This window comes from Micrococcus lylae NBRC 15355 (assembly GCF_001570885.1).
GTDB classification, from domain to species: domain Bacteria; phylum Actinomycetota; class Actinomycetes; order Actinomycetales; family Micrococcaceae; genus Micrococcus; species Micrococcus lylae.
In genome coordinates, this window is sequence record NZ_BCSN01000025.1 from 1 (window position 1) to 12,102 (window position 12,102).

Consider the following 12,102-nt stretch of genomic DNA (forward strand, 5'->3'; position numbering starts at 1 on the left):
CTGGTCGGGCTTGGCGCCACCGGGCCAGAACATCTGCCAGGCGACCTCCCGGGCCTCACCGACCTGTGCGTCGCGGACGCGGCGGTACTCGTGTTCACGCCCCTTGCGCGTGACGTTGAGCAGCCCCGGCGCCACGAGGACATCGTCCATCCCCGGCATCAGCAGCGGCTTCATGGACTCCTCTGCCACGACGACGTCCCGCACCCGCTCCGGGGACAGCGGCACCCAGCGCTCGGCTCGGCGGGTGGTCTCCGCCAGGCCGTCGAGCAGGCCCGGGATCGGGGCGGCCGGGGAGTTGTCCTCGGCCTGGTCCTCGCCGACCGGCGGGAGCGCGGCACGCAGGGCGTGCAGGTCCGCCCCGGCAGCGCGCAGGGCTGCGGCCGGGCGGCGTGAGGGGTGGTCCATGAGGTCGGCGAACATCCCGGCCGGGGTGCCGGCGGCCTTCTCCAGGAAGCGTGCGGCCTCCGCGTCCAGCCGGAAGGAGCGCTTCGGGTCCAGGCGGCCGGGGACGGCCACCGGTTCACCGGCCGGCGGCAGGGTGATGCCCAGGGCGGACAGGTCCGCGGCGTCGCGGTCGCGGATGCCGGCACGCAGGGACTCGGCGGTCAGCCCCTGGGCGGCGAGCGCCTGCCCCACGGGCCCGCCGATCTGCGCGAAGGCCACGAGCAGGTCGTCCAGGGAGACGGCGCCCCGGCCGGCGGCGTCGGCCTCGAGGTGGGCGGAGCCGGCGATGTCCTGCGCGGCCGCAAGGGTGCGGGCGATTGCGGCGGGCTTCGCGGCGAGGTGTTCGGTCAGGGTGCTGACGGCGTCGGTCACACGGGTCATCGGGTCTCCGTCCTTCGGGGTCGGCGCAGCTCGGTGCTGACGCGGCGGCTGAACTTCTTGTGGGCTGCCTGGCGGGTGACCCCGAGCGCGGCGGCGATCTCGGGCCAGCCGAGGCCGGCGGCGAGCGCCGCCTCGACCTGCTTGAGTTCGAGCTCGTCTGCGAGGCGGCGCAGGGCGGCCACTGCCCGCAGTCCCCGCTGCGGGTCGGCCACATCGGCGGCCACGGCGGCCAGGTCCGTCCTGCTGGCGGGGTCCGCCGGTGTGGGGTCAGGGTGTCCCGAGGTGGTCATGCGTCAACTATGGTTGACGTGCGGGCGAGTTGTCAACCTCGGTTGCTCAATGGCCCTGCCTCCCTGCACGGACCGCCCTCGCGCGTGCCTCCCCCTTGCGCCGATCCATGCGCTCCCCCACGCCCCCCGCGCGCCGAACCAGAAGAATCGGCCCCTTCGCACACCCCTGAAGGGGCCGAAGTCTCTGGCTCGGCACTCGGGGGTGGGCTGACACGTCCGCCGCCACCACCGGGCGAGTGGAAGACTGGACCCGTCCTTCACCGTCCATCCGAAAGGGTCCACCGATGCCCGTCTCCCTGTCACACCGCGCCCTGGCCGGCACCGCCGCCGCACTGCTCGCCGCCGTCGGGATCGGACTCGGCCTCCACTCGGTGACCTCGGACCTGCAGGGCAACCCGGGCTCGGTGCGGGCCGCCGCCGGCGCCACGGAGGACACCTCCCCGAACTTCATCGAGCGCCGGGACCCGAAGGACCCGCTCGCCCTGGGCCGCGTGGACGCCCCCGTGGTGCTCGTGGCGTTCGGCGACTACCAGTGCGGCCACTGCGCCTCGTGGTCCACGGACACCATGACGGCGCTGCAGAAGCACGTGGAGGACGGCACCCTGCGCATCGAGTGGCGTGACCTCAACATCTTCGGGAAGGACTCCGCCCGCGCCGCTCGCGCCGCTTGGGCCGCAGGCCGGCAGGACCGCTTCCTGGACTACCACCACGCCCTGTTCGCGGACGGCCACCCGCGCTCTGCCGAGCAGCTCAGCGAGGAGGCCCTCGTGGACCTCGCCGACGAGCTCGGCCTGGACACCGAGCGGTTCTCCGCGGACATGGACTCCGCGGACGCGAAGGAGGCCATCGCCCAGAACCAGCAGCTCGGCTACGCCCTCGGCGCCTCCTCCACCCCCGCCTTCATGCTGGACCGCAAGCCGCTGCTCGGCGACCAGCCGGCGGAGGTGTTCGAGCGCGGCATCCAGCGGGCCCTGGCCGGGCAGGAGTCCGAGGACTCGGCCGACGGCGACGGCGCCGGTGAGGACGCGCCCCGCGAGGGGACCACCTCAGACCCCACCGGCTCGACCATCTGAGGCCTGCGGCCCGGAACCCGGCGAACACCACCCCCCCACCACACAGGAGGGCGGGCGCCCCGACGATCCCCATGGATCCTCGGGACGCCCGCCCTCGCCCTGCGTCGGCATGCGGCGCCTGCGCACCGCCGCCGGCGTGTCAGCCGTTGAGGCGATCGCCCGTCTCGGCGTGGAACAGGTGCACGCGCTCCATCTGCGGGGCCACGCGGATGCGGGCGCCCTTCTCCGGGGCGGTGTAGCCGACGGTGCGCAGGGTGATGATGCGCTCCTCGCCGTCGATGTCCGTGTGGCCGTAGACGTAGGCGTCGGCGCCGAGCTCCTCCACGGTGTCCACCTCGACCTCGAGGCCCGCGCCGTCGGTGATCTCGAGGTTCTCGGGGCGCACGCCGAGGTCCAGGCTCTCGCCCGCCTTCGCCAGCACGTCGCGCTCCACGGGCAGCACGGTGTTGCCCACGTGCAGGCCGTCGGCGGAGGTCTTCACGCGGAAGATGTTCATGGCCGGGGAGCCGATGAACCCGGCGACGAACACGTTCCTCGGCTTCTCGTAGAGGTTGCGCGGGGTGTCCACCTGCTGCAGCAGGCCGTCCTTGAGCACGGCCACGCGGTCGCCCATGGTCATGGCCTCGGTCTGGTCGTGGGTGACGTACACGGTGGTGGTGCCGAGGCGGCGGGTGAGCTGGGCGATCTGGGCGCGGGTCTGCACGCGGAGCTTGGCGTCCAGGTTGGACAGCGGCTCGTCCATGAGGAAGACCTGCGGGTTGCGGACGATCGCGCGGCCCATGGCCACGCGCTGGCGCTGGCCGCCGGAGAGGGCCTTGGGCTTGCGGTCGAGGAACTGCTCGAGGTCGAGGAGCTTGGCGGCCTCCTCCACGCGCTGGCGACGCTCGGCGGCGGGGACGCCGGCGATCTTGAGGGCAAAGCCCATGTTGTCCGCCACGGTCATGTGCGGGTAGAGCGCGTAGTTCTGGAACACCATCGCGATGTCGCGATCCTTGGGCTCCACGTCGGTGACGTCGCGGTTGCCGATGAACACGCGGCCCTTGGTGAGCGGCTCGAGGCCGGCGAGCATGCGCAGGGAGGTGGACTTGCCGCAGCCGGAGGGGCCGACGAGCACGAGGAACTCGCCGTCGGCGATCTCGAGGTCGAGCCCGTCCACGGAGGGGCGCGGGGCGTTGGGGTACTGGCAGGTGGCGGACTTGAACGTCACGGAGGCCATGGTGGGTGTCCTTTCACGGGCAGGCACGTGCCCGACGATCCGTAGTGAAAGAGGGGGGTGGTTCCGCTGTGCGCGTCGGCGTCAGCCGGCGGCGGAGATCCTTCCCGACGACGGCACGTCCGTCCTCGGGACGCCCGGCGGTGCCGCTGTGCTCGCCCGGGGTCGGACGGCGAGGTGCTGCAGGATCTGCCGGGGTGCGGGGTTGCCCTTGCGGGCCTCGACGATGAGCCGGACCGCGCGGCGGCCCTGCTCTCGCGGAGACTGGTCGACGGTGGAGATGCCCAGGCGGGCGCCGTCGGGGTGGCCGTCGATGCCCATGACGGAGACGTCGCCGGGCACGGAGAGGCCGAGGGAGAGCGCGGCGGTGTAGGCGCCGATCGCCATCTCGTCCGAGATGCAGAGGATGGCGGTGGGGCGCGGGCCTGGCCGGGAGAGGAGCTCGCGGACGGTGTGGAAGGCGCCGCCGGTGGTGAAGTCGGCCTCCACCATCCACTCGTCCGGGACCTGCACGCCGACCGCGGCCATGGCCTGCAGGAAGCCGCGGGTGCGCTCGGTGGAGACCTGGAACTCGACGTCCTCGGGCACGCGGCCGAGGTAGGCGACGTCCCGGTGGCCGAGGGCGGTGAGGTGCTCGGTGGCCAGGGTGGCTGCCCGGAAGTGGTCCACCTGGAGGGCGGTGAACCACTCGGGCAGCTGGGCGCGGGACTCCACGCGGCCGCCGAGAGCCACCACGGGCCGGCCCATGCGCTCCATGCCGGCGAGCTCGAAGGGGCTGAGCTTGAAGGAGATGGTCACCAGCCCGTCCAGGCGGCCGCGGCGGAGCAGGTCCGTGAAGATCGTGGAGCGGCGCTCGGCGGACAGGCCGGCGTCGTAGAGGGTGAGGTCCAGGCCGTGGGCCATGAGCTCCTGGGCGGCGCCCTCGAGGGCGGCGGAGAAGAACCAGCGGTCCACGGTGGGGACCACGAGCCCGATGCTGCGGGTGCGGCCGGAAGCCAGCGACGCGGCGGAGGCGTGGGCGACGTACCCGAGGGACTCGGCGGCGGCCAGGACCTTGACGCGCGTGGAGTCGGCGACCGGCCCGGAGCCGCTGAGGGCGCGCGAGGCGGTCGCAGTGGAGACGCCGGCCATGCGCGCGACGTCCTTGATGCCGGCCATGGTGGTCTCTGTTCTGCAGCGGGCGCCGCTGCTCATCGGCGTGATGGGGACGAGCGACATCCTAGGCGCACCGCATGAGATTATGAAAGCGGTTCCACCGGCCGTTTCAGTGCCCGACATACCGCATCACCCACGGAGAGGCCCGCGTTCATGCCGATTCCAGCGAATGTGTGGAATATCTCAGTGGAAGCGTTTACACTCAGTGACGCCGAGGTCCTCGTCCGACCGCACCCGCACTGTGCAGCAGGCCTGACGCGGACCCGGCGGACCACGGCTGCAACGGCGCAGCGGCCCCATGGCCGCCCACCCGGGCAGCACCCCCCCCCCCACGAGGTCCCCCTGAACCCCGAAAGGCAGGCCATGGCCGCGAACAGCTCCCGCGACGTCTCCCGTCGCGCATTCACCCTCTCCATGTCGGGCGCGATCGCCGCGTTCGCCCTCACCGCCTGCGGCGGCTCCGGCTCGAACTCCGGTTCGTCGTCCTCCGCCACCGGCTCGGCCGGCGGCTCGTCCTCCTCCGAGGACCTGACCAAGGGCGGCGCCACCACCATCACCATGTGGGTGGACCAGAACCGCCAGAAGCCGCTCGAGGCCGTGGCGAAGAAGTTCAAGGAGGAGAAGGGCATCACCGTCAAGCTCGTCGTGAAGGACAACTCCTCCATGCGCGACGACTTCATCACCCAGGCCCCCACCGGCAAGGGCCCGGACGTGATCGTCGGCGCCCACGACTGGATCGGCGCCCTCGTTCAGAACGGCGTCGTGGAGCCGCTCGAGCTCGGCGACAAGTCCGGCGACTTCTCCGAGGCCGCCGTGGCCGCGGTGACCTACGACGGCAAGACCTGGGGCGTGCCCTACTCCGTCGAGAACATCGCCCTGCTGCGCAACACCGAGCTCGTGGACTCCACCCCGGAGAAGTTCGACGACATGGTCAAGAAGGGCCAGGAGGTCGTGGACTCCGGCAAGGCCAAGTACGGCTTCGTCGTGGGCCTGGACCCGGTGGCCGGCGACCCGTACCACCTGTACCCGTTCCAGACCTCCATGGGCGCTCCGGTGTTCGAGCAGAAGGAGGACGGCTCCTACGACGCCTCCCAGGTCGCCATGGGCGGCGAGAAGGGCGAGGCCTTCGCCAAGAAGCTCGCCGAGCACGGCCCGAAGGGCACCGGCGCCTTCAACCCGAACATGACCGGCGACATCGCCAAGGAGCAGTTCTTCAAGGGCCAGGCCGCCTACTTCCTGACCGGCCCGTGGAACGTCGAGGACGCCGAGAAGGCGGGCATCGACTTCGCCGTGGAGCCGATCCCGGCCATGGGCGACCAGGACGCGCAGCCGTTCATCGGCGTCAACGCCTTCTTCGTCTCCTCCGAGTCGAAGAACAAGCTCGCCGCCAACGAGTTCGTCATCAACTACCTGTCCTCCGAGCAGGCCCAGGACGCCCTCTACACCGAGGGCAAGCGCGCCCCGGCCCTCACCGCCTCCTTCGACAAGGCGGCGAAGGACGAAGTCGTGAAGGCCTTCGGCGAGATCGGCAAGAACGGCGTCCCCATGCCGGCCGACCCGGAGATGGGCGCGGTCTGGGAGTTCTGGGGCGGCACCGAGATGCGCGTCATCAAGGGCGAGGCCGACCCGGCCGCCGACTGGAAGAAGATGGTGTCCAACATCGAGGGCAAGATCAAGAAGTGATCTGAGCCGTCCGCACCGTGCGCCGTCCGGATCCGTCCGGGCGGCGCACGGTGCCACCGACGCAGCCCCGCGGCACAGCGGGGACCACCGCACCATGAGGCAGGCCTTCGGGCCGGATGAGGGACCATGAGCTCGTCTTCCACCGCGCCGGAGACCACCGGCGCGCAGGCCGGGGACACCGGCACCGCACCACGCCGCCGTCGCGGCCTCGGCGGAGAGCGCCGCGGGCCGGACGGCCTGCTCGGCACGCTGTCCAAGATCGTCCTCCTCGGACTGGTGGACGCGTTCGCCGTCTACGTGATGTTCCAGCTGGTCGCGATGGGCGACTGGCTGGTCTTCGGCGTCACGCTGGCCGTGACCGTCCTGATCAACTGGATCTACCTGCGCCGCGGCGGCCTGCCCGCCAAGTACCTGGCGCCGGGCGTCTTCTTCCTGGCGCTGTTCCAGGTGTTCGTGGTCGTGTACTCCTCCTACATCGCGTTCACCAACTACGGCGGCGGCCACATCTCGGACAAGGACCACGCGATCGCCGCGATCCAGCGCGAGGAGTCCACCCGCGTGGAGGGCTCTCCGACCTACCCGGTCACCGTCCTGGAGAAGGACGGCGAGCTGTACATGCTCACCGAGCGCAACGGCGAGGCCGTGGTCGGCAACGCGGAGCACCCGCTCGAGTCGGTCGACGCCGCGATGGAGGGCGACCGCCCGATCTCCGTGGACGGCTACCAGACCCTGCAGTTCGCGGACCTGCTCTCCCGCCAGGACGAGATGTCCTCCCTGAAGGTCCCGGTCTCTGACAACCCGGAGGACGGCACCCTGGAGACCAGCGACGGCTCGGTCGCCTACGCCTACATCCCCACCTACGACTACGACGAGGCCGCGGACACCTTCACGAACCGGGAGACCGGGGACGTGTTCCGGGACAACGGCCAGGGCAAGTACGCCAACGACTCCGGCGAGGAGCTGCGCAACGGCTGGCGCGTGTTCGTGGGCTTCGACAACTTCGCGAAGACCGTCACGGACCCGGACCTGCGCGACCCGCTGATCCGCGTCACCGTCTGGACCTTCGCGTTCGCCTTCCTGTCCGTGCTCACCACGTTCGTGCTGGGCCTGCTGCTGGCGATCACCTTCAACAAGGCGTCGCTGCGCGGCAAGAAGGTCTACCGCGTGATGATGATCCTGCCGTACGCGTTCCCGGCGTTCCTGTCCGGCCTCGTGTGGTCCGGCCTGCTGAACCCGGAGTTCGGCTTCGTCAACGCGACCCTCTTCGGCGGGGCGCACATCGAGTGGCTCACGGACCCGTGGCTCGCGAAGTTCTCGGTGCTCCTGGTGAACCTCTGGCTCGGCTTCCCGTACATGTTCCTGGTGACCACCGGCGCGCTGCAGTCCCTGCCGGAGGACGTGGACGAGGCCGCGAAGATGGACGGCGCCGGCGCCTGGCGCATCTTCCGCTCGATCAAGCTGCCGCTGCTGCTCGTCTCGGTGGCCCCGCTGCTGATCTCGTCCTTCGCGTTCAACTTCAACAACTTCAACATCATCTACATGCTGACCGGCGGCGGCCCGCAGTTCCCGGACGCGTTCGGCAACATCGGCGCCACGGACATCCTCATCACGGTGGTCTACAAGACGGCGTTCTCCGGCACGGGCATCGACTACGGCCTGGCCTCGGCGCTGTCGATCGTGATCTTCCTGATCGTGGCCACCATCTCGGCGATCAGCTTCAACCGCACCAAGGCCCTGGAGGAGATCGACTCGTGAGCACCGCATCGACCCCTCAGGGGACCCCGCGCCCGGGCGAGCCGACCGTGCCCGCCGGCCCGTCGCCATCGGGAATGGCCGCGGCCCTGGCCGCGCAGGAGAAGGATCCGATCCGCTGGGAGGAGACGGACGGCCCCTCGGGCTCGCGCCGCTCCTTCGGCAAGTGGTTCAAGGAGAACGGCTGGCGCCACATCGTGGGCGTCCTGGCCTCCGCGTTCTCCCTGTTCCCGCTGCTCTACGTGCTCTCGGCGTCCTTCGACCCGACCGGCACCATGGCGTCCTCGAACAGCCTGTTCAGCTCGTTCTCCCTGCAGAACTACGTGGACCTGTTCAACGACGAGGCCCGCCCCTACGCCAAGTGGTTCATGAACACGATGATCATCGGCATCGTGACCTCGGTGTCCACCGTGTTCCTCGGCGCCCTGGCCGCCTACGCGTTCTCCCGCATGCGCTTCGCCGGCCGTCGCGTGGGCCTGCTGACGCTCCTGCTGGTGCAGATGTTCCCGCAGCTGCTGGCCGTGGTGGCGATCTTCCTGCTGCTGACCTACATCGGGGACATCGTCCCGGTGCTGGGCATCGGCTCCCAGCTGGGCCTGATCCTGGTGTACCTGGGCGGCGCGCTGGGCGTGAACACGTATCTGATGTACGGCTTCTTCAACACCATCCCGCAGTCCCTGGACGAGGCGGCGAAGCTGGACGGCGCCTCCCACGTGCAGATCTTCTTCCAGATCATCCTGCGCCTGGTGACCCCCATCCTCGCGGTGGTGGCGCTGCTGTCCTTCATCTCCACGGTGTCCGAGTTCGTGATCGCCTCCGTGGTGCTGACGGACCCGGGCACGCAGACCCTGGCCGTGGGCCTGTTCGGCTACGTGTCCGAGACCCGCTCCGAGAACTGGGGCGTGTTCGCCGCCGGCGCCGTGCTCGCGGCGCTCCCCGTGATGGCGCTGTTCCTGTTCCTGCAGAAGTACATCGTGTCCGGCCTGACCGCCGGCGGCGTGAAGGGCTGATCCCCCGGCCTCTCCGCGCACCCATCCCGCACCTCTCACGACGGCGAGCGGGCAGGCGATCCCCTGAGGACCGCCTGCCCGCTCGCTGCGTTCCGGGGCTGTCCGAGGGGTGTTCGGGGTGCCGGGGTCCGGGCTGCGGGCGCCGGGGCGTCGGGCGACGGCCTGGGCGATCGTGTCTTCCCGACCCCCGGCAGCCCGGAGAGCACGATGAGGACGCCGCGCCGGAGGTGAGGGACTCCGCGGAGTGCGAGGGGGCCGTCGTCGGGAAGGAGGCGACGTGGGGACGCATCCCCCGATCCTGTCATCACCCCTGCGCCGAACCAGAGGGAGTGGGCACTTCCCGGCCCCGCGAAGTGTGCGATTCCTCTGGTTCGGCGCGCCACATCTTCTGGCTCGGCGCCTCCCGTGGACCTTCGTCCTCTCTTTCACGTGGGCGGCTGTCCAGAATGCGGACCTGCCGCTACTGTGTTGCCGACCCATCAGATATGTGACCGCCATCACCCCCTGGCGGTCCGGCACACGAGAGGCGGACGCCACCACCATGACGATCTTCCCTGCGCCCACCGAGGACGAGACCACCGGCGAGCGCCCGGTCACGATCTTCGGCCCTGACTTCCCGTTCGGCTTCGACGACTGGATCGCCCATCCGGACGGCCTGGGCTCGATCCCGGAGGAGGCGCACGGCAAGGAGGTCGCGATCATCGGGGCGGGCCTGTCCGGCATGGTCGCCGCGTACGAGCTGATGTCCCTGGGCCTGCGCCCGGTGGTCTACGAGGCCACCCAGATCGGCGGACGCCTGCGCACCCACCGCTTCCCGGGCGACGCCGGCGTGACCGCGGAGCTGGGCGGCATGCGCTTCCCCATCTCCGGCACGTCCTTCTTCCACTACGTCGACCGGCTGGGCCTGACGCACCGCCCGTTCCCGAACCCGCTGACGGAGGCGGCACGCTCCACCGTGATCGACATCGGCGGCGAGACCCACTACGCCCGCACCGCCGAGGACCTGCCGGAGTCCTTCACCGCCATCTCGGACGCCTGGGCACAGGCCCTGGTGGAGATCGGCTTCCCGGAGCTGCAGACCGCCATCCGCAACCGGGACACCACGGAGCTCAAGCGCCGCTGGGACGCGATCGTGGCGGAGTGGGACGACCGCACGTTCTACGACTTCATCGCCTCCTCCACCGCGTTCAAGAACCTGAAGTTCCGGGACCGCGAGGTCTTCGGCGTGGTCGGCTTCGGCACGGGCGGCTGGGATTCGGACTTCCCGAACTCCATGCTGGAGATCCTCCGCGTGGTCCTCACCAACTGCGACGAGGACCAGCGCCTGGTGGACGGCGGCGTGGACCAGCTGCCCAAGGGCCTGTGGACGCTGCCGGCCCGCAGCACCTCTCCGTGGCCGGAGGGCACCACCCTGGCCTCGCTGCACGGCGGCTCCACCCTGCCGGCGGTGTCCGCGGTGAAGAAGGACCCGGCCGGCCGCTTCACGGTCACGGACCGCTGGGGCGTGGCGCGCACCCATGACGCCGTGCTGGCCACCTGCCACTCCTGGCTGCTCACCACGGAAATCGACTGCGACGAGTCCCTGTTCTCCCAGGACCTGTGGATGGCACTGGACCGAACCCGCTACATGCAGTCCTCGAAGACCTTCGTGATGGTGGACGAGCCGTTCTGGCTCGAGCAGGATCCTCAGACCGGCCGTGACCGCATGTCCATGACGCTGACGGACCGCCTGACCCGCGGCACCTACCTCTTCGACGACGGCCCGGGGAAGCCGGCGGCCATCTGCCTGTCCTACTCCTGGATGTCCGACTCGCTGAAGATGCTCCCGCACTCGGTGGACCGCCGCGTGGAGCTGGCCCTGTCGGCACTGGAGAAGATCTACCCGGACCTGGACATCCGCAGCCACATCGTGGGCGAGCCGGTGACCGTCTCCTGGGAGGACGACCCGTACTTCCTCGGCGCATTCAAGGGCGCCCTGCCGGGCCACTACCGGTACAACCACCGCATGTACACGCACTTCATGCAGCAGGACCTGCCGGAGTCCGAGCGGGGGATCTTCCTCGCCGGGGACGACGTCTCCTTCACCCCCGCCTGGGCCGAGGGCGCCGTGCAGACCGGCCTGAACGCGGTGTGGGGCGTGATGACCCACTTCGGCGGGGCCTGCCACGAGTCCAACCCGGGTCCCGGTGACGTGTTCGCCGATCTGGCGCCCGTGCAGCTCGAGGACTGACCGCCATGCGTGTGGCCCTGTGGCAGCCCGCCCCGCATCCGCTGGATCCGCAGGGCGCCCTCGCGCGCCTGGACGAGGCCCTGGGCCGGGCCGCGCAGGCGGGCGCGGACGTGCTCGTGGCCCCGGAGATGCTGACCAGCGGCTATGACATCTCCGCCGCGGACACCCGTGCCCTCGCCGAGCCGGCGGACGGCCCCACCGCGCAGCGGGTCCGTGAGCTGTCCTCACGGCACGCGGTGGCGGTAGCCTACGGCTTCCCGGAGGCCGGGCTTCCCGACGACGGCCGCCCGCCCGCCGAGGACGGCTCGCCGGCACCGGAGGTCACCCCCGTCTACAACTCCGCGAACCTGGTCGACGGGGACCAGCTGCTGCTGACCCACCGGAAGATGCAGCTGTTCGGGGACCTGGACCGGGCACGGTTCACCCCGGGGCCGTCCGTGCCGCACGTGGTGAACCTGCGCGGCCGGGCGGTGTCCCTGCTGATCTGCTTCGACGTGGAGTTCCCGGAGACCGTGCGCTTCGCGGCCGAGGCCGGGGCGGACCTGGTGCTCGTGCCGACCGCCAACATGCGCGGCTTCGAGTCCGTGAACCGGGTGCTGGTGCCGGCACGGGCGATCGAGAACGGCCTCACCGTGGCGTACGCGAACTGGGTGGGCACCGAGAGCGAGCAGGACTACTGCGGCCTGTCCGCCGTGGCCGCCCCGGACGGCACCGCGCACTGGGGCGCCGAGCACGGCGAGGACCTCGTGGTGGCGGACGTCCCGGAGCCCACCCTGCGCGGCAGGGACGACGACCACCTCACCCTGCTGCGGCGGGACCTGTTCGGCTGAGGGACGCCGGGCGCGCAACGGCACTGGGCCGATGCGCGCCG

General features: G+C 70.8%; 10 protein-coding genes. 6 read left to right on the forward strand and 4 right to left on the reverse strand.

Annotated features, from left to right (window positions below; genetic code table 11):
• On the reverse strand, nucleotides 1-825 hold an 825-nt coding region (locus MLY01S_RS06605; RefSeq protein ID WP_082739806.1), incomplete at its 3' end, for a Clp protease N-terminal domain-containing protein.
• Nucleotides 822-1,115 (reverse strand): hypothetical protein, encoded by a 294-nt coding sequence (locus MLY01S_RS06610; RefSeq protein WP_174520643.1) that lies wholly within the window; start codon nucleotides 1,113-1,115, stop codon nucleotides 822-824. The genes MLY01S_RS06610 and MLY01S_RS06605, both read right to left, overlap by 4 nt.
• 284 nt (nucleotides 1,116-1,399) lie before the next feature.
• Here MLY01S_RS06610 and MLY01S_RS06615 point away from each other — a divergent pair, with 284 nt between their 5' ends.
• Complete coding sequence (locus MLY01S_RS06615) at nucleotides 1,400-2,188, forward strand: DsbA family protein (protein ID WP_082739807.1); 789 nt, start codon at nucleotides 1,400-1,402, stop codon at nucleotides 2,186-2,188.
• Between the two features lie 139 nt (nucleotides 2,189-2,327).
• On the opposite strand, the gene MLY01S_RS06620 is transcribed toward MLY01S_RS06615, so the two are convergent.
• Entirely contained in the window at nucleotides 2,328-3,404 is a 1,077-nt protein-coding gene (locus MLY01S_RS06620; protein ID WP_067190487.1) for an ABC transporter ATP-binding protein, read from the reverse strand.
• Between the two features lie 81 nt (nucleotides 3,405-3,485).
• Nucleotides 3,486-4,595, reverse strand: a complete 1,110-nt coding sequence (locus tag MLY01S_RS06625) for a LacI family DNA-binding transcriptional regulator (protein ID WP_245232151.1) — start codon at nucleotides 4,593-4,595, stop codon at nucleotides 3,486-3,488.
• 324 nt (nucleotides 4,596-4,919) lie between these two features.
• Between MLY01S_RS06625 and MLY01S_RS06630 the strand changes: the two genes are divergently transcribed.
• The 5 genes from MLY01S_RS06630 (at nucleotide 4,920) to MLY01S_RS06650 (ending at nucleotide 12,061) form a co-directional block, all read left to right on the forward strand.
• The gene (locus MLY01S_RS06630) at nucleotides 4,920-6,239 is read left to right on the forward strand and encodes a sugar ABC transporter substrate-binding protein (protein WP_067190491.1); all 1,320 of its coding nucleotides are present in this window, start codon (nucleotides 4,920-4,922) and stop codon (nucleotides 6,237-6,239) included.
• Nucleotides 6,240-6,365: 126 nt separating this feature from the next.
• Complete coding sequence (locus MLY01S_RS06635; protein WP_067190493.1) at nucleotides 6,366-7,994, forward strand: ABC transporter permease subunit; 1,629 nt, start codon at nucleotides 6,366-6,368, stop codon at nucleotides 7,992-7,994.
• Nucleotides 7,991-9,001, forward strand: a complete 1,011-nt coding sequence (locus tag MLY01S_RS06640; RefSeq protein WP_245232152.1) for a sugar ABC transporter permease — start codon at nucleotides 7,991-7,993, stop codon at nucleotides 8,999-9,001. The genes MLY01S_RS06635 and MLY01S_RS06640 overlap by 4 nt, the downstream gene beginning before the upstream one ends.
• 541 nt (nucleotides 9,002-9,542) lie before the next feature.
• Entirely contained in the window at nucleotides 9,543-11,231 is a 1,689-nt protein-coding gene (locus MLY01S_RS06645; RefSeq protein ID WP_067190553.1) for a flavin monoamine oxidase family protein, read from the forward strand.
• Nucleotides 11,232-11,236: 5 nt separating this feature from the next.
• Nucleotides 11,237-12,061: a carbon-nitrogen hydrolase family protein gene (locus MLY01S_RS06650; protein ID WP_067190498.1), complete on the forward strand. Its 825-nt coding sequence runs from the start codon at nucleotides 11,237-11,239 to the stop codon at nucleotides 12,059-12,061.
• Nucleotides 12,062-12,102: the final 41 nt, after the last annotated feature.